This window comes from Martinezella sp. CNPSo 3964 (assembly GCF_057784375.1).
This window is the reverse complement of record NZ_JBXSOW010000005.1, coordinates 199727-216454: the sequence shown is the minus strand read 5'-3', so window position 1 is coordinate 216454 and position 16728 is coordinate 199727. Positions and strand designations below refer to the sequence as shown.

Annotated in this window: 18 protein-coding genes; 3 read left to right on the top strand and 15 right to left on the bottom strand. The window is 59.4% G+C overall.

Annotated features, from left to right (window positions below; all coding sequences use genetic code 11):
- Nucleotides 1-24 precede the first annotated feature (24 nt).
- From AC13Q5_RS17520 to AC13Q5_RS17480, 9 genes are all read right to left on the bottom strand, one after another.
- Entirely contained in the window at nucleotides 25-195 is a 171-nt protein-coding gene (locus AC13Q5_RS17520; protein ID WP_159444794.1) for a hypothetical protein, read from the bottom strand.
- Between the two features lie 60 nt (nucleotides 196-255).
- Nucleotides 256-816 (bottom strand): FMN reductase, encoded by a 561-nt coding sequence (gene msuE, locus AC13Q5_RS17515; RefSeq protein WP_488502575.1) that lies wholly within the window; start codon nucleotides 814-816, stop codon nucleotides 256-258.
- A 385-nt stretch (nucleotides 817-1201) separates the two neighbouring features.
- Nucleotides 1202-2398, bottom strand: a complete 1197-nt coding sequence (locus tag AC13Q5_RS17510; protein WP_488502574.1) for a mandelate racemase/muconate lactonizing enzyme family protein — start codon at nucleotides 2396-2398, stop codon at nucleotides 1202-1204.
- Nucleotides 2399-2408: 10 nt separating this feature from the next.
- On the bottom strand, nucleotides 2409-3164 hold the full coding sequence (locus AC13Q5_RS17505; RefSeq protein ID WP_488502573.1) for a sugar phosphate isomerase/epimerase family protein: 756 nt from the start codon (nucleotides 3162-3164) through the stop codon (nucleotides 2409-2411).
- Nucleotides 3165-3230: 66 nt separating this feature from the next.
- Nucleotides 3231-3710: a VOC family protein gene (locus AC13Q5_RS17500; protein WP_488502572.1), complete on the bottom strand. Its 480-nt coding sequence runs from the start codon at nucleotides 3708-3710 to the stop codon at nucleotides 3231-3233.
- An 80-nt stretch (nucleotides 3711-3790) separates the two neighbouring features.
- Nucleotides 3791-5035: an ABC transporter substrate-binding protein gene (locus AC13Q5_RS17495; RefSeq protein WP_488502571.1), complete on the bottom strand. Its 1245-nt coding sequence runs from the start codon at nucleotides 5033-5035 to the stop codon at nucleotides 3791-3793.
- Between the two features lie 12 nt (nucleotides 5036-5047).
- Nucleotides 5048-6148 carry an ABC transporter ATP-binding protein gene (locus AC13Q5_RS17490; protein ID WP_488502570.1) on the bottom strand — a complete coding sequence of 367 codons (1101 nt, stop codon included), beginning with the start codon at nucleotides 6146-6148 and terminating at the stop codon, nucleotides 5048-5050.
- An 8-nt stretch (nucleotides 6149-6156) separates the two neighbouring features.
- Nucleotides 6157-7086: a carbohydrate ABC transporter permease gene (locus tag AC13Q5_RS17485; protein ID WP_457879604.1), complete on the bottom strand. Its 930-nt coding sequence runs from the start codon at nucleotides 7084-7086 to the stop codon at nucleotides 6157-6159.
- The gene (locus AC13Q5_RS17480; RefSeq protein ID WP_488502569.1) at nucleotides 7083-7982 is read right to left on the bottom strand and encodes a carbohydrate ABC transporter permease; all 900 of its coding nucleotides are present in this window, start codon (nucleotides 7980-7982) and stop codon (nucleotides 7083-7085) included. Before AC13Q5_RS17480 ends, AC13Q5_RS17485 begins: the two co-directional genes overlap by 4 nt.
- A 132-nt stretch (nucleotides 7983-8114) precedes the next feature.
- Here AC13Q5_RS17480 and AC13Q5_RS17475 point away from each other — a divergent pair, with 132 nt between their 5' ends.
- The 3 genes from AC13Q5_RS17475 to AC13Q5_RS17465 are packed head-to-tail and all read left to right on the top strand — an operon-like array spanning nucleotide 8115 to nucleotide 10457.
- Complete coding sequence (locus AC13Q5_RS17475) at nucleotides 8115-8921, top strand: aldo/keto reductase (RefSeq protein WP_488502568.1); 807 nt, start codon at nucleotides 8115-8117, stop codon at nucleotides 8919-8921.
- Between the two features lie 53 nt (nucleotides 8922-8974).
- Nucleotides 8975-9415: a VOC family protein gene (locus tag AC13Q5_RS17470; RefSeq protein ID WP_075854006.1), complete on the top strand. Its 441-nt coding sequence runs from the start codon at nucleotides 8975-8977 to the stop codon at nucleotides 9413-9415.
- A gap of 16 nt (nucleotides 9416-9431) precedes the next feature.
- On the top strand, nucleotides 9432-10457 hold the full coding sequence (locus AC13Q5_RS17465; protein ID WP_488502567.1) for a LacI family DNA-binding transcriptional regulator: 1026 nt from the start codon (nucleotides 9432-9434) through the stop codon (nucleotides 10455-10457).
- An 18-nt stretch (nucleotides 10458-10475) separates the two neighbouring features.
- Here the strand turns inward: AC13Q5_RS17465 and AC13Q5_RS17460 are convergent, their stop codons facing one another.
- From AC13Q5_RS17460 to AC13Q5_RS17435, 6 genes are all read right to left on the bottom strand, one after another.
- Complete coding sequence (locus AC13Q5_RS17460; protein ID WP_488502566.1) at nucleotides 10476-11390, bottom strand: TolB family protein; 915 nt, start codon at nucleotides 11388-11390, stop codon at nucleotides 10476-10478.
- Nucleotides 11391-11552: 162 nt separating this feature from the next.
- Nucleotides 11553-13202 (bottom strand): GMC family oxidoreductase, encoded by a 1650-nt coding sequence (locus AC13Q5_RS17455; protein WP_075854315.1) that lies wholly within the window; start codon nucleotides 13200-13202, stop codon nucleotides 11553-11555.
- The gene (locus tag AC13Q5_RS17450; RefSeq protein WP_488502565.1) at nucleotides 13199-13639 is read right to left on the bottom strand and encodes a gluconate 2-dehydrogenase subunit 3 family protein; all 441 of its coding nucleotides are present in this window, start codon (nucleotides 13637-13639) and stop codon (nucleotides 13199-13201) included. The genes AC13Q5_RS17455 and AC13Q5_RS17450 overlap by 4 nt, the downstream gene beginning before the upstream one ends.
- A gap of 21 nt (nucleotides 13640-13660) precedes the next feature.
- Nucleotides 13661-14506, bottom strand: a complete 846-nt coding sequence (locus AC13Q5_RS17445) for a carbohydrate ABC transporter permease (RefSeq protein WP_488502564.1) — start codon at nucleotides 14504-14506, stop codon at nucleotides 13661-13663.
- Between the two features lie 9 nt (nucleotides 14507-14515).
- Complete coding sequence (locus tag AC13Q5_RS17440) at nucleotides 14516-15412, bottom strand: carbohydrate ABC transporter permease (RefSeq protein WP_488502563.1); 897 nt, start codon at nucleotides 15410-15412, stop codon at nucleotides 14516-14518.
- A 37-nt stretch (nucleotides 15413-15449) separates the two neighbouring features.
- Entirely contained in the window at nucleotides 15450-16718 is a 1269-nt protein-coding gene (locus AC13Q5_RS17435) for an ABC transporter substrate-binding protein (RefSeq protein WP_488502562.1), read from the bottom strand.
- Between the last annotated feature and the right edge of the window lie 10 nt (nucleotides 16719-16728).

The following is a 16728-nucleotide window of genomic DNA, read 5'->3' as shown; positions in this document are numbered from 1 at the left end:
ACAGGAAACCAAAAGCGCATCCCCTCAATACCAGGGCGCGGGGGACGTGCACCAATAGTAGATCTCGTAGTCGCGCGCTGAAAGCTCTCGCTCGGCGGACCCGGGCCGATCAACGGGCTGGATGGGTCCGTTCGCATCTCGCAACGCACGCCCGGCGAAAATCGTCTTCAGGCGGCTAATGACATTCCATTTCATGTAACCCTCCATTTGGTTGATAAATCCGAGGCGGCGGGATGCAATTTGTCCATCAGCCTATCATTCGGCCGCGGCGAGCACCCTTACCGAATGCGGGAAGAAAGCTGAGAGCTCGCCGACGACTTCATTGATCCGATTGGCGAGCGGTTCCGAAGCGACCTTGTAATCGGTAAAATCACGATCCGATGCATAGACTGCGGTTGGCAGGGTATGAGCCATGAAGAAACCGAAGAGCGGCCGCAACTGATGTTCCACCATCAGCGCATGCCTGTCTCCGCCGCCGGTCGCGGTGATGATGATCGGCTTGGCACGCAGCTCGTGCGGATCGATGAGATCGATCAGATGCTTGAACAGCCCGGGATAGGATCCCTTGAAGGTTGGCGAACCGATAATCAGCGCATCCGCAGAGACGATATCGTCGATCACGCCTTTCGCCTGGTCATCGAGATCTTTGCGCCACTGGGTAGCGCCGAGGGACGGACCAACATCATGCAGATCATAAACCTTGCTTGCGAAGCCATATCGATCGCTTGCCAGATCCGCGACGGTCTGGACCAGCGAGTAGGTCTTCGACGGCCTGTTGAAGCTGCCGGCAATGCCGACGAGTTTGGGCGCACTCATTCTCTTCCCTTCCGGAGACCGCATGCGTTTTCGATAATGCGAATATTGTCCATAAAAATAGTAGATTAAAAGAAACAGCGATCTCTGAAGGCGCCGGAATTGGAAAATCTCTTTCTACATTCCTGGCGTGCGGGCGCGCCGCAACAAATGTCACAGGCGCCAAATGGCGGCTCGAATGGGATGCAGCATTGTCCTACCGGAGCTGGAACAGGGCATTGCAAGACGCACCGCCGCAAGGAGGCTGTTCATTGCTCTCGCAGATTGGTTGTCGAGAAAGCCCGCTTCTCCCGCTACCATCGATCGGACGGCCGCCCATCTTGCATTCAGTCACGCGGCCGAGACGCGCCTTGCGATCGATATCGATCTGCCGCCGCTCCAAAGAAGTTCAATCAAAAAACACATGATCTTCTTCTGTCAGATAGGGCCTCGCCTTTTCCGCATTCAGTGTCACCCCGAGGCCAGGAGCATCCCAAACCGTTATGTGACCGTCTACGACCAAGGGCTTCGGCAATCCATCCACGATATCGTACCACCAGAGCGGATCGCCGACGGTATATTCAAAGGCGACATAATTGTGCGGAAGTGCCGCGCAGACCTGGACCAGGGCGGCAAGTCCCAGCAAACCGTTGGCCGTCCCATGCGGGGCCATCAGAATACCGTGCAGATCGGCATACTCGGCGATCCATTTGAGTTCGGCGATACCGCCGACGTCGCAAGGGTCAGGCCCGATAATATTGACCGCCTTGCTTTCGATCAGCGGCTTGAAATTCTGCCTGAGATAGATCTGCTCGCCGGTGTGGATCGGGGTTGAGGTCGACAAGGTCAGATCGCGATAGACGTCCGCATTGACGAAGGGCGAATAATCGCCAGTCAACATGTCTTCGAGCCAGACGAGATTGAACGGCTCGACCGCTCTTGCGAACCGGATCGCATCGGGTACCGTCCAGCTGGGACCGCAATCGAGCGCCAGACCGATCTCGTCACCCAGCTCCTCCTTCATTGCAGCGACGCAGGCGACCATGTGCTTTAGCCCGCGCTCGGTGAGCAGGCCGCGGTCATGGGCGCCGTGCATCCCGCCGGCTTCCGGATCGCCATAGAAGAAATCCGGCACCTCGACACGCATGCGGCTGTGAAAGCCGATCGGCTGCTTGACGATGGTGAAGCCCTCGCCTGCCGCCCTCATTGCACGGCAGCTCCAGGCATAATCTTCGGGCGCAAAGCCAGTCATCGGCTCGCGGACCGCACCATTATAGACGCGAACCCGATCGCGCACCTTACCACCCAGAAGCTTGTAGACCGGCACGCCCGCCGCCTTGCCGGCAATGTCCCAGAGTGCCATCTCGATGATGCTGACGACCGCTCCCCAGGGCTTGAAGCCGCCTCGCTGCCGGATGCGCAGCATCACCCGCTCGACATCAGTGGGATCGAGACCAATGAGCGCATCCCGGAACGCGAGAATGTAGGGTTTGAGGAACGGCTTCCAGGTTTCCGCCTGGGCATAACCGTCGATGCCGGCATCGGTGACGATGCGGATAACGGGGCTCGAGCCGATAACGGCACATTTGACGTCGACGATCTTCACCTTGCCGCCCCTACAAGCCGAGTGAGCGGATGTGGTCGATCGATCGCTTGGCAAAGCGCCGCCAATCGGAGGGATTGTCGTGCTCCGTGACGATGTGATCCGCCCGGGTCTTACGGAAGTGCGGAACCAGCGCCGCCCAATCGATGATGCCGTCACCGGTTGCGACCCAGCCGTCATCGACCGTCGTTCCGAGAGGCGCCGTGTCCTTGGTCTGAATGGCGATAATGCGATCCGCGTAGCGCTCCAATTCCTTGGCGGGATCGGCACCGGCGCGCGTGATCCAGCCGCAATCGATCTCGAACAAGACCTTGTCACCGACACCGAGAATGTGATCGATCGGCCTTGAGCCGTCTGCGAGCGGGACATATTCGAAATCGTGATTATGCCAGGCGACCTTCAGGCCATGCCGCGCCGCGCGTTCGGCGCCCTGTGCAAGCCGCTCGCCGATCCTCTTCCAAAAATTGGCGGTATCCACCCGCTCCTCCTTCGGCACAAAGGGCGGGATCATGTAGGTCGCGCCGAGCGTCTGCGCGATCTCGATGAAGCGATCCGGCTCGGCAACCAGGCCCTTCAGCGGCATGTGAAATCCGAAGCAGGCAAGGCCGGCATCGTCGATCTGGCGCCGAAACAGCCCGGGATCGCTTTCATAGGCCGGCAACCACGGCTCGATCGCGTCATAACCCAGAGATTTCAGCAGGGGAAACTGCGCGTGAAGCGGCGGGAAATTCCTGGACGAATAAAGTTGATACGCAATCGGATAAGCCATGGATCTGCTCTCGGCGGGGGGAATATCGAAGATGACCGGCCCATCGTCGGGAAGGGCCGGCAGACATCAGCCTTGCGGCTCCTTGTCCTTGTCGAACTCAAGCAGCTCGACCATGACGCCGAGGTCCTTGACGGTGTCATAATAGGCATAGCGGCCGTGACCGCCGTCGAATTCACCGCGCTGCAGGAGCCGGTGGCCTTTGTCCTCGAGAAATGCGTTGCGCTTCGTCAGATTGCGGGTGCGGAACGCGATATGATGGCAGCCCGGCCCCTTTTCCTCCAGCAGGTCGCGCCAGGCGCTTTTCTCCGGTCCCGGCTGAAGGAATTCCACATCGATATTTCCGAACTTGAACATCATGATGCGGCAGCCGACGGCGGCAGGCTTGCCGTCGTAAATCGCCTGCGCCACATCAGGCTCCGCAGCCCTGCCCTCCTTGGGCACGGGTTTGCCTGTCAGATCGGAGAACCATTGCGCTGATTTCACCACATCGTCGGTGACGAAGCAGATCTGCATCACGGCATCTTCATCGAGAAGTCTTGTATCCATGTCTATCTCACCTTCCGTTCCAGTTTCGCTGCCCGTGGCAAGAAAGCTTGCCGCCATGCCAAACGTCATGCTTCCGGTCTCTATTTGAGAATGGCCTCGTACTGGTCCTTGAGCGCAGCGACTGCCTGGTCCACCGTCATGTTCGGATTGCTCCAGTAGTTGAAAGCCACTTCCCAGATCGCCGACTGCCAGTCCGCATCGACCATCGAGTGAGGGTTCTGCACCTGGTGTGCGGGATCCTTCAGCATGTCGAGGACATTCTTCGAGCAGGCGTCCAGCGTAGACGGGTCGACATCGGTGCGCACCGGCGTCGAGCCCTTTGCCGCCGCGAAGGCGGCGTTGATCTTCGGATCGACGATGAGCTTGGCAAACTCGACTTCCGCAGCGTCCTTTTCGGGCGACTGCTTGCCGAGAATGCCCCAGGCATCGACCGTCACAGACAGCGCCTTTGAGCCGGGGATCTGCAGGCAGCCGAAATCCTTGCCGGCTTCCTTGCCGGCAGCACGCCACTCGCCCTTCATCCAGTCGCCATGGATCTGCATGAGTGCCTGTCCCTCGATCACCATATTGGTGGTCATGTTCCAATCGCGATTGACCGAACCCGGATCGGAAGCCTGCTGGAACTTGCGCAGCCACTCGAACGCGGTTCGAAGCTCCGGCGCATCGAGCGCGGCCTCATCCGGCTTCGGTCCGTAGATCCTGGTAAAGAGATCGGGGCCGCCGACACTGGCGACCAAAGTATGGGTGAGATAGCCGACCTGCCATTGCTGGGCGCCGAGCGCCAGCGGCACAATACCGGCCTTCTTGATCTTGTCGAAGTCGGCGTACATTTCATCAAGCGACGTCCATTTCGAAGGATCGACACCTGCCTTCTTCGCCGCCTCGATATTGTAATAGAGCATGCCGTCGATATGGATGCCGAGGGGGATCTTCATGATCTGGTCGTCGACGGTGATCGACTTGATGACCGAAGGCGGAAACTTGTCCAGCGCCCTATCCGCCTTGAAGATGTCGGTCAGCGGACGACCGAGTCCCATATTCGTCAGATCGCGATAAACGGCGGGATTGTTTTCGGAAAACACGTTCGGTGGCTGGCCGCCCGTTACCAGGTTCATGAGGTTGACGTTGGAGCCGGTGTCATGCGGGATAGTGATGTCGATCCACTTGATCCCCTTCGCCTCCGCCGCTTTTTTCAGGACGTTGAGAGCAGCGACCTCGGCTGGCGACGACCATTTCTGGTAGATGACCAGGTCTTCGGCGTGAACGACCATCGGACAAATGACGATCGACGCTACCAGCCATGCCTTTTTCCAGTTTCTTAGCATGCGTTCCTCCCACTAAAGCCGCCGCCCGCTCTGGGCGTCGAAAAGATTCAATTTTGTTCTGGGATAGGTCACGGTAACGAGCTCGCCGGCCTTCAGCCTGGCGGCGCGATCCGGCTCGATACGCACCGCGATCAGCGAGGAGCCAAAGCTAAGCGACAGGATCGCGTCGGACCCCGTGCGCTCGACGATCCGCACCGGCAGCTCCAGCGAGCAGGCGGCCGAAGACGAGGACGCGCCGATGACAAAATGCTCGGGCCGCATGCCAATGATGATCGGCTGGTCATGGGACGGATGCTGAGTGCAACAGTCATAACCGGAGAGATCGAAGCGCCGGCCGTCAGCCGCGATCGCGCTCAATCGCTCCGCATCATGCACGACCCTGGCTTCGACAAGGTTCATCGCCGGCGAACCGATGAAGCCGGCAACGAAGAGATTTGCCGGCTGTTCGTAGACCTCGTCGGGCGTGCCGAACTGCTGGATCGCACCGCCATTCATGACGGCAATCTTCGTTGCCATGGTCATCGCTTCGATCTGGTCATGCGTGACATAGACAACAGTCGGCTTGAGCTCCTCGTGCAACTTCTTGATCTCGAGCCGCATCTCTGTCCGCAGCTTCGCATCGAGATTGGACAGCGGCTCATCGAAAAGAAGTACGTCGGCGTGCTTGACGAGGGCTCGGCCGATGGCCACGCGCTGGCGCTGGCCGCCGGAAAGCTGCGCCGGCTTGCGGTTCATCAAGGCTTCGAGCTGCAGCAGGCTTGCCGCCCATTTGATGCGCCGGTCCGCCTCCTCGCGCGGCAGCTTCAGCGCCGACAGGCCGAAGCGCAGATTTCCCTCCACCGTCTTCGTCGGATAGAGCGCGTAGGATTGGAAGACCATTGCCAGTCCGCGATCCTTGGGATCGAGTTCGGTAACGTCGCGTTCGCCGATCATGATGCGTCCGCTGGACACATCGGCAAGGCCCGCCAGCAGGTTCAGCAATGTCGTCTTGCCACAGCCGGACGGGCCGAGCAGCACGAGAAAATCGCTGTGATCGATCGCCAGATTGAGACCGGAAAGGACTTTCACCTCACCAAATTTCTTGACGATATGTTCGAAGGAAACACTTGGCATCCGTTGCCCTAACCCTTGATCGCGCCAGCCGAGATTCCCTGCACGAAGAACTTGCCGAGGAGGAAGTAGATGAACAGAGGTGGGATGGCGGTCAGCAGCGCTGCGGCCATGTTGGCATTATAGGCAACCGTGCCCGTCGATACCGTCACCATGTTCGCGAGATTGACCGTCATAGGCGCTGCCCCGAGGCCGCCGAACGTCACGCCGATCAGATAGTCGTTCCAGATATGCGTGATCTGCATGATCAAAACGACGATCAGGATATTGCCCGACATCGGCAGGATGATCTCGACGAAGATTTGCCAGAACGAGCCGGAGTCCATCATTGCCGCCTTGGTGAGATCGGCAGGAATATCCTTGTAGTAATTCCGAAAGATCAGCGTCAGGACGGGCATCGAAAGCACGGTATGAATAAAGGCAACCGCCCAGAGCGAGCCATAGATCCCCATACCGACCGTGATGACGATCAATGGATACATGATGATCTGGAACGGCACGAAGGCGCAGAGAAACAGAAGAAACAGGAATGCGCCCGTCCATCGCACATTCCATAGCGCCAGGGCATAGCCCGTCACGGCCGACAGTGAAATCGAGGCAATCAACGACGGAAACAGGATTGCGACGGAGTTCCAGAATCCGCCCCGAAGGCCGGTACAAGTGATACCGGAACAGGCCTGGCTCCAGGCATAAACCCACGGCTCGATCGTCCATTCCCGCGGCAGCGAGAAAATGGCACCTTCACGGATCTGATCCATCGACTTGAACGAGGTAACCACAAGCACATAGAGCGGTATGCAAAAGAAGAGTGCTGCCATGGTCAGGAAGACAAGTACCGCGATCGAGCGCCCCTTGATGCGCTTCTTCGCTCTGGGGAACATGACCTCCACCGGTGCTTCCGCGGTAACGACCGAGGGTCTGATGGTTGCGATATCGCTCATGCATGACCTCCATTGCGAGCCGTGCGCTGCTGCCAGGCGGTCAGTGCGACAAGCGGCAGGAAGATCGCCAGGGTAACGACGAGCATCATCGAGGCGGCGGCCGAGGCGTAGCCGAGATTGCTCTTCTCCGTCATCGCCTTGATCGTGAAATAGGCCGGCAACCAGGTGGATTGGCCGGGGCCGCCATTGGTCATCGCAACGATGATGTCATAAGCCTTGATGACCCCCAGCGAGAGCAGGATCGCGCAGGTGAGGAAGGTGAATTTCATCATCGGGATGATGACTTCGAAATAGACGCGCCAGAGGCTGACGCCATCGACGCGCGCAGCACTCCAGATCTCCTGATTGATGCCCTTGAGACCGGCGAGCATGAGCGCCATGTAGAAGCCGGAGCTTTGCCAGACGGAGGCGAGAATGATCGCATACATCGCCGTCTGCCCGTCATTCAGCCAATTGAAGCTGACGCCGGTAAGACCGATGCCGTGCAGGAAATTCTCAAGTCCGAGCTGCGGGTTGAAGATCCAGCGCCATGCAACACCGGTGACGATCAACGAGACGGCGAGCGGATAAAGAAAGACGGTCCGGAAGACGTCCTCGCCGCGCCGTTCGCGTTCGATCATGGCGGCAAGAATGAAACCGAGCACGATCGCAAGCGCGCTGCCGATCGCAAGCACGATCAGATTGCGAAGCGATATCTCCCAGCCGGCATCGGCAAAGAGCCTGGTGTACTGGCGGAATGGATTGGACCAGTCGATCTCATAATCCGGAAGACGCCGGCTGCGGGTGAACGAAAGCACGACGGTCCAGACGATCGATCCGATGAACGCGACAACCGTGATCAGCACGGCAGGCGCGAGCGCAAGCTGCGGTGTGACCCGGCTCCATCTCAATGCCATGGATTTTCCTCCGATCAGCCTGTGCCGCCTCCTCCAGCGCTTGCACATCCTGATATTAACGTTAATACTAGCGTCTTCTCGATGGGCGTCAAGCACGTATTTGCCGACCGGGAGTCTTTTGGAGGAGACATCATGACAGCTTCAATTCCACGGCTGGGCTTTGGGACTTGGGGAAGAACGGGCGCCGATGGCGTTGCTGCAATTCTCTATGCATTGGAGACGGGCTATCGCCATCTCGACACGGCACAGTCCTATGGCACGGAGGCCAGCGTCGGCGAGGCAATGCGGCAAAGCAGACTGAAACGGGATGAGATCTTCGTTACGACGAAGATCAAGGTGGACAATCTCGACCCCGGAAAGCTGCTGCCGTCGCTGCGGAAAAGTCTGGAAACCATAGGTATCGATCAGATCGACCTGACCCTGATCCACTGGCCGCCGCCCTATGACCGCATCGAGCCGGAAGTCTATCTCGAGCAAATCGCCGAAGCTCAGGCAATGCAGCTGACGCGCATGATCGGCGTCTCGAACTTCACTATTGCCCTTCTGGAAAAGGCCGAGGCGCTTCTTGGCAGGGGCGCTATCGCGACAAACCAGATTGAACTCAACCCCTTGTTCCAGAACCAAAAAATTGCCAGCTACTGCAAGGAGCACGACATCCTCGTCACCTGCTATCAGCCGGTCGCGCAGGGCCGGATGGGCGATATCGAGCAGATGCGGGCGATTGCCGTCCGACATGAGGCAACCGTCGAACAGGTGGCGCTCGCCTACGAACTTTCCAAGGGCTATGCGGCCATCCCGACCTCCTCGAAGCCGGAACGCATTCGCTCGAACTGGCTGGCACACAAACTTAATCTGACCGCCGCCGACGTGGAAGCGATCGATGCCCTGCCGCAAAGTTCACGGGCGATCGATCCGCCCGGGGCGCCACTCTGGGATTAAGAGATATCAGGTCACGCAATATTATCGCCAAAACAACCTTTTGGAGCTGTATCATGGATCACATTACTGGCCTCGGCCACCTCGCCATCAAGGTCAAGGACCTCGGCGCCTCCCTCGATTTCTATCGCGATCGCCTTGGCCTCAAGGAAATGCACAGGCTGGTACGCGATGACGGGACGCCGTGGATCGTCTATCTGCGCATCACCGATCTCCAGTTTCTCGAGCTCTTCCCTGGCGCAGAAGGCGATCGTGCTCCCGGGCCGAACGCCAACGGCACCAACCATCTCTGCCTGACGATTGACAATCTCGATATTGCGGCGGCAAAGCTGGAGAAGGCAGGAATTGCGCTCACCTCGCCTATCAAGTCAGGGCTTGACGGGAATCGTGGCGCATGGATTGAAGATCCGGATGGCAACAGGATCGAATTGATGGAAATGGCACCGGATTGCCTGCAATACAGAGCGATTGCCGCCCTGAAACAGCAAACGGTGTGACGGGAGTCGAATTTGCATGGCAAAGCCTGCGGCGCGCTTGAAGGACATTGCCGATAAGACCGGATTTTCGGTGAATACCGTGTCGCTGGCTTTGCGGGGCAGCTCGCGTATCCCGCCTGAGACCCGTACCCTCATCGCGGATGTAGCGCGCGAGCTGAATTATCTGCCCAACTATGTCGCCACATCGCTGGTGCGGCGGGAAACCCGATCGATCGGTTTGATCCTGACGGACCTTTCCAATCCCGTGCTGACAGCCGTGGCACAGGCCGTGGAAGGCGAGCTTTCCAAACGTGGCTATACGACGCTTTTCGCGACCTCGAACAACGATATCGCAGTCGAAGAGAGGATGATTGAAACCTTTCGAGCCAGGCGCGCCGACGGCATGCTGGTCTTTCCCTGCAGCCATCGCCGCCTGGACCACATTCGCAAACTGCGCGCGCGCAATTATCCCGTCGTCCTGCTCGTCGGCGATCCGGATGCCGGCATCGATGCCGTCTGCATGGATGAACGGATGGGAGCCTATAAGGCGGTCGCGCATCTTCTTGGCAGTGGCCATCGCCGTATCGTCATCATCGATGGCGGCACGAAGCTCGGCAATTCTGAAAAGCTCGAGGGCTATATGCAGGCGTATCGGGATGCCGGCGCAGACATCGATACCGCGTTGTTCATCAAGCCGAGCGGCCACTCGGTCGCGCATGGCTATTGGGCGGCGGATGCGATCTTCAGCCAGCGGCTCGGCGCATCCGCCATCTTCGCGACCAATGATTCACTGGCGCTGGGCGTCTTACGCTATTGCGCCCGCAACGGCATTCGCGTTCCCGATGACGTCGCGCTCATGGGCTTCGACAATATCGAGTTCGGTGAATATGCGGTGACGCCGATCTCGACGGTCGACTATAATGTCGAGCGTGTGTCGGCCATGGCCGTCGAGCGCGTCGTCGATCTGATCGGCGCGGAAGCGGAATTGCCGCCGCCGCGCGTCACCCTGATCGAGCCGGATCTCCTCATCCGCCAAAGCTCGAATTCGACCCCTCGCGGCTAGGCTGTCCCTGCAAGGCCGTCAGCCGGCTGCCACCGGATAGCGGACATAGGCGAAGGCGCTGGAATCCGGCGCCCAGGAGTTCACATTGATCGTGCCTTGCCCACCATTGAACGCATCGAGATCGCGCGCGCTGCCGCCTTCCGCGGCCATGAGCCGAAGGATGACATCCTTGTCTGCGGGGTGGCCCGTCGTTCCCACCGGATAGCTCAGATAGACGAGGTCGCGGCCATTGGGTGCGGGATGCGGAAACCAGTTGACCCGCTCGTCATGCGTCAGCTGTTCCAGCCCGGAGCCATCGGGGCGCATGCGGAAAGCCTGCGCATGTCCGGGCTGCGTCGCGGCCGCTTCGGAGTTGAAATAGATCCATTTCCCATCCGGCGAGAACTCGGAACCGTCGACGGGGCATGCGCCGTCGGTCAGGAACACGTCGTCACCGCCTGCGGAAGGGATGGTGCAGACGCGCGTGAAGATGCCGCCGCCCTCGCGGCGCTCCAGTCCGATATAGGCAAGCGTCGCGCCGTCAGGCGAAATGCCGTGCAGGTAATATTTGAAGCTGCGCGAAGCCTCGTGCTCGTTGGAGACGCGGCGCGGCGCGCCGCCCTCGAACGGCACCTGATAGAGATGGCCGTCGTTGGCGCTGACGAAGAAGGAGCGCCCGTCCGGCGATACGACATGGTCGTTGTTCAGGTTCTCGACCGGTGCCGTGTTGATGCAATGCGGGCCATCCTGACCATCCGGAGAGATGCGAAAGAGACGGCCGTCGCCATTGTAAATCAGCCACTTGCCATCGGGAGACCAATTGGGCGCTTCGATGAGTTCGCCCGTTTCATAAATCACACGCGCCGTCGAGGTCGCGATATCGAAAACGACGAGTTCGCTAACTTGACGCGGCAGTAGGCGTCGGGTTTCCGGCCCCGGGCGCATGGATGGCATGGTTTCTCCTCCACTTGGATTAACGATAATACAAACAGCTTATGCGATCCCATTTTCATCAACAACCACGAAATTGCTCGGATGTTGGTGCGTGAGCCGAGAGCCCCGCGCTACGCCACGGGCAAAAGAGCGGATGTGCTGAAAGCTACGCTTGTTTCCCTGCTAGAGAAGATTGGCGATCCGCTCGGCATTCCGAAATGCGAGCGCCATGACTGTCAGGACAGGGTTGTAGCCGCCATTGGTCGGATGCAGCGAGGCATCGCAGACATAGAGATTGTCGTGACCCCAAACCCTGCCGACGCTATCGGTTACGGACGTCTCCGGCGCCTCTCCCATGCGGCAGGTGCCGGCCTGATGCTGGCCTGCCGAAAGGCGAAGCGCCTGCTTCTTGCCCCAAGTCCGCGCGGCGCCCGATGCTCGCATCCAGGCATCGGCCTTCTCAAGGATATAGTCGGCGGTTCGAACGGTTTCGGGATGCGTCGTTCCCGATAACTGAGCGACGGAACGCCCATATTTGTCGCGAACCTCCGGATCGAGGCGAACGCGACAATCTGCGCTGGGTATTTCATGCACCGGCCCCTTGATCTGGGCGATGCGGGTGAAGTTATCGCGCATGAAATGCTTTGCCGCCAGCCCATATCGCGGCAGATCGTCAGGCAGGCCGGATTTCCAGAGAATGATCGGCAGCATGACGAAATCGTCGGCCAGCATGGCGCCACCGATGACACCGTCATTGCCGTGATTATAATCGGTTGTCGCAATCGTCACGCCCGGGCCTTTGCTGTCTTGCACGGGCTCTTCGAAGAGTCCGAAGACCGTCGGATAATAGTGCCCCTGCAGATTGCGGCCGACCTGATCGTGATTGTTGCCAAGCCCGCTCGGCTCCCGGTCCGTTCGTGTCAGCAGCATGAGCCTTGCCGTTTCGATCGCGCCGGCCGACAGGATGACGATGCGCGAGCAAATGCGGCGGCGCGTGAGCTGCCCGGCTGCATCCTCCTCGAGAATATCGACGCCGATGACATTGCCCCGATCATCGGTTGCAACTTGCTCCACAACCGTCTCGGTCAGGAGATCGCAGAGCCCCGTCGCCAGCGCGCGCGGCAGCATGGTGTTCTGCGTGCCGTTCTTGCCATTGCTCGGACAGGGAAAACCGACGCATGAGCCGCATCGGATGCAGGCCCCTCGCCCGGCGCGCGGTACGGTATTGACGAGGAGCGGCGGCGTGAATGTCGATAGACCAAGTGCGGTCGCGCCGGCTCGGAGATAGGCACTCGTCGGATTATCTGTTACCGGCGGCATCGGATAGTCGCGCCCACGCGGGCCGGAATTGCGATCGCCGCTACCATCGCCCGAAACGCCTATTTCATGCTCTGCCTTCCCATACCAGGGCTCCAGATCCTCATAGGAAATCGGCCAGTCCACCAGTGAGGAGCCTTCCGGACGTCCATAGGTCGACGCCATGCGGAAATCCTTGGGATGAAAGCGCCAGGCGAGCCCGCCATAGACGAAGGTCCCACCGCCGACGACTGCTGCATTGACGTGATAATTGTCCTGGTGCGGCTTGATGATGTGCCGCCCACCCTGCTGATCGATGAAAACGCGCGGGTTGCCGTCGATCTCCGGCCCGGTATTGAAGCCATAGGCCTGCAGCCGATGATTTCGCAGATGGTCGCGATGGCCGTCTTCGGCATAGGTACGCCTTTTGCCACGCTCGATGAGCAGGATGCGCTTGCCGGCTTCGGCCAGCACACCGGCCGCGATATTGCCGGCGGCACCGGCACCCACGATGATCGCATCATAGTCGATCTTCATGCCCATAACCTCCCGCGCACGACGTCCTGTGGATTCTCGGAGGGACCGCTCGGCCCCTCCGGCAAGCCCGGGCGATAGCCGATCATTCTCCATGAAACGGCATCCGGATTGGCGCCGTTTGCCGGGTCGGCGTAAAACCCTTCCGCAGCCAGCTCGCAGAGCATACGAAACCAGGCTTCATCCTTGCGCTCCGCAAGGAGACGATCCTGTTTCTCGGGCGATAGCGTGGCAAAGCCACCCAATGTCTGCGCGTCCAGATCCACGAGGCCGCGATCAATCGGCTCGGAATCGGTGACGAGGCCGGCGTCCCACAGCGCGAGAATGAAGCCGTCTACGCCATTGTCGAGCGCGCCGGGATAATCATCCGCGGGAATGATACGATCGAGCACTGCCCGAAAGGTTTCGAGCCTGAACACGCGGTCCTTGGCATCTGACATGAAAAGCCTCTTGAGATCATATCATCGGCCGGCGAGCGAGCCGCCGATGCCACCGATACTGAAAAAGCGATTGAGCAAGGCAAAGATGATAACCGGCGGCGCCAGCATGATCACGGCGCAGGCCATGACGGGACCCCAATCGGTCTGGTTTTGCTGGAAGAATGTCTGCAGGCCGACAGGCAAAGTGAAGCGACTGTCCGTGCGCAAAAAGACGAGCGCGACCAGATAATCGTTCCAGGCGACGAGAAACCCATAGATCGCCGTCGACAGAATGCCGGGCAGCGAATTAGGAAGCACGATGCGCAGAAACGCGCCGAACATGCTGCAGCCGTCGATCCAGGCTGCCTCTTCGAGATCCGTCGGTATGCTGTCGAAATAAGCCGCCATCATCCAGCAGGCGACCGACACGCTGGAGGCGACATAGATGATCGAAACGCCGGCCAAGGTGTCGACGAGCCCGATCCGCGAGAGCATTATGAACAGCGGGATGATGAAGACGACGATCGGAAAGCTCTGGATGATGAAGATCAGCATCGAATAGAGCGAAACGGCACCGCCGCGGGCGCGCGACAACACATAGCCGGCTGGTGCCGCAACGAACAACGCCAGGCAGGAAGCGATGACGGAAACGATGAGGCTGTTCCTCAGCCACACCAGAATATCCGTGTTTCGAATGACATAGACGAATGTCTCGAGCGTCGGTCCGGTGACGTCGGAGTAAAGCCGCGGCCGCAAGGCAAGGCCGAAGATCACCAGGATCGGGCTCAGGGCAACAAGCGTCATCAATGCAAGTACGATGGTGCGCGCCCAGCCCACCGATTTGCCGATGCCGACGGTCGTGCTCGCAGCCACTGTCTTCGCCGCCATGGGAGCCTCCTAGAACTTGGCTTTGCGCACCTGCCGGAACAGCAGGAGCGAGAGGGCGACCAGAACGATCGTCATCATGAAGGAAATCGCAACGCCGTAGCCGGGCAGGAAATCCTGGAAGACGGAGCGATAGGCAAGCACGATCAGCGAGGTCGTGGCGTTGACCGGCCCGCCTCCGGTCAGCAGATAGATCGTTGCAAAGTCATTGACCGAAAACATCGTCATCAGGATCCAGCTGATATAGGTGGACCGGGCGGTCATCGGCAAAACGATGTAACGGATCTGCTGGCGCGCATTCGCACCGTCGAGCGTCGCAGCCTCATAGACGCTGTTGTCGATACTCTCGAGCGCCGCCGCTCCCATCATCATCATGAAGGGATAGCTGATCCATATCTTGAACAGGCAGACCGTGATCATCGCCATTGTCGGATCGGCAAGAAACAGGATCTGCCCGAAGCCGAGTGTTTCGGCCAGCTGTGGCAGGAGGCTAGCGGGGGTGGCGACCAGCCAGTTCCAGCTCATGGACGTGACGACGATCGGCACGATCCATGGCAGCAGCAGAAGCACCTTGAACAGGTTTCGCCCCGGAAACTGCGGCTTCAGCAGGATGGCCAGGCCAAAGCCGACGAACCAGCTGCCAAACACGCCACAAATGGTGAACAGCAGCGTGAAAGAGGCAGCCGACCAGAATGCGGGATCGGTCAGAACATTGAGATAATTCCTGAAACCGATGAATTTGCCGAGGCGCAGCAGACCGCCATTGTGAACGGACTGCACAAGGGCAAATCCCAGCGGATAGGCGTTGATCAACGCCATCAACAGGATCGACGGCATGGCAAGGCCGATCATCGTCGCCTTGCGCCCCGTCTGCGCGCCGGCGCGTGACGCCGTCGATGCCCTCGTCAACCGTCCTCCCTCCGGCATTGCATGCGCCTCGGCCATGTTACTGCACGACCTTCCGCAGCGAAGCTTCCAGGGTTTCGAGAATATCCTTGGACTTCGTCTTTCCCTGGATGATCTGCTGAACAAAGGCGGCACTGGCGGCACCACCATCAACGGCATTCAGCGCAGCAAAGGCGTGCGGCGCCTGAGCACCGATCGTCTTTCCCACAGGTTGCCATTCGTTGATCGAAAGAACCAGGTTCGGATTGCTCTGAATGATGGGCAGATCGGCGATGCTCTTTTTGACCGGCACGTCGATCGCAACCCCGCTCGTCCAATAGACATGCATGTTGTCGAGATACCAGGCGAGGAAGGCTTCGGACGATTCCTGCGAGGGTGTCGTCGTGAACATCCAAAGCGAGTTGATGTAGTAGACTGTGCCGAGATCGCCGTGGCGAGCCTTGACGGGGTGCGCGACTACTGCATCGGATTTGATCTCCTGCGGCAACGTCTTGTCGAGACCCGTCTGCCCGAAGCCCATGGCGACGCGTCCGGATTTCCAGTCGCTCGCCAGATTGTCGGAGGTGTAGCTTGCGGCATAGGGATCGATGATGCCCTTGCGCACGAGCTCGTTGATGAAATCGAGGGTTTCGATGTTGCGATCGCTCACGCAATTCAACGAACCATCTGGCGCAAAGAAGCCGCCGCCATTGTTGATCATCAGGGCCGAGACGGTGTGCTGCGCATCGGTCGTCGTGCTGCCGGCCGCAAGACCGAGGCCGATATGGCCGATCTTCTTGAGGGCTTCGCCGGCCTTGATATAGCTGTCCCAGTCGGTCGGCGGCTCTACGCCGGCCTTCTCGAGCAACGATTTGCGATACCAGATGACACGCAGATCCATCGACCAGGGAACGCCGGCATAGCCGCCATCCGCCTTCATGGCGGGTAGCAGACCCGGCAGAAAGTCGTTCTTGCCATCCTTGTCGAGCTTGCCGATCAGGTTGTCGGCCGCAACGGCCACTCCCTGCTCGAGAAAATAGAATGGCAGGAATGCCGCGCCGGAGCTGACCGCCGGCGTCGTTCCCGATGCGGCCGCCGAGGTGAAGGTCTGATACCAGTTTGCCCAAGGTATCGATTGATAGCGGACGCCGAGCGCGCCGCTGGCGGGTGTGTACTTGCCCGCCAACTCCTTGGCGGTGGCCGTATAAGTGGCTCCCGTTCCCCAGACCATGTCCCAGAACGTAAGAGTGTCATCTGCCGCAAAGACTTTGCCTGCAGCACTTGCGGCCATGGCCGTAGCCGATGCTGCGAGGAATGATCGCCGATTCATTGTCATGCTA

Coding starts and splice junctions, on each gene's coding strand:
- AC13Q5_RS17520 (WP_159444794.1), bottom strand. CDS start 195: ATGAAATGGAATGTCATTAGCCGCCTGAAGACGATTTTCGCCGGGCGT.
- msuE (WP_488502575.1), bottom strand. CDS start 816: ATGAGTGCGCCCAAACTCGTCGGCATTGCCGGCAGCTTCAACAGGCCG.
- AC13Q5_RS17505 (WP_488502573.1), bottom strand. CDS start 3,164: ATGGCTTATCCGATTGCGTATCAACTTTATTCGTCCAGGAATTTCCCG.
- AC13Q5_RS17500 (WP_488502572.1), bottom strand. CDS start 3,710: ATGGATACAAGACTTCTCGATGAAGATGCCGTGATGCAGATCTGCTTC.
- AC13Q5_RS17495 (WP_488502571.1), bottom strand. CDS start 5,035: ATGCTAAGAAACTGGAAAAAGGCATGGCTGGTAGCGTCGATCGTCATT.
- AC13Q5_RS17490 (WP_488502570.1), bottom strand. CDS start 6,148: ATGCCAAGTGTTTCCTTCGAACATATCGTCAAGAAATTTGGTGAGGTG.
- AC13Q5_RS17485 (WP_457879604.1), bottom strand. CDS start 7,086: ATGAGCGATATCGCAACCATCAGACCCTCGGTCGTTACCGCGGAAGCA.
- AC13Q5_RS17480 (WP_488502569.1), bottom strand. CDS start 7,982: ATGGCATTGAGATGGAGCCGGGTCACACCGCAGCTTGCGCTCGCGCCT.
- AC13Q5_RS17475 (WP_488502568.1), top strand. CDS start 8,115: ATGACAGCTTCAATTCCACGGCTGGGCTTTGGGACTTGGGGAAGAACG.
- AC13Q5_RS17470 (WP_075854006.1), top strand. CDS start 8,975: ATGGATCACATTACTGGCCTCGGCCACCTCGCCATCAAGGTCAAGGAC.
- AC13Q5_RS17465 (WP_488502567.1), top strand. CDS start 9,432: ATGGCAAAGCCTGCGGCGCGCTTGAAGGACATTGCCGATAAGACCGGA.
- AC13Q5_RS17460 (WP_488502566.1), bottom strand. CDS start 11,390: ATGCCATCCATGCGCCCGGGGCCGGAAACCCGACGCCTACTGCCGCGT.
- AC13Q5_RS17455 (WP_075854315.1), bottom strand. CDS start 13,202: ATGAAGATCGACTATGATGCGATCATCGTGGGTGCCGGTGCCGCCGGC.
- AC13Q5_RS17450 (WP_488502565.1), bottom strand. CDS start 13,639: ATGTCAGATGCCAAGGACCGCGTGTTCAGGCTCGAAACCTTTCGGGCA.
- AC13Q5_RS17445 (WP_488502564.1), bottom strand. CDS start 14,506: ATGGCGGCGAAGACAGTGGCTGCGAGCACGACCGTCGGCATCGGCAAA.
- AC13Q5_RS17435 (WP_488502562.1), bottom strand. CDS start 16,718: ATGAATCGGCGATCATTCCTCGCAGCATCGGCTACGGCCATGGCCGCA.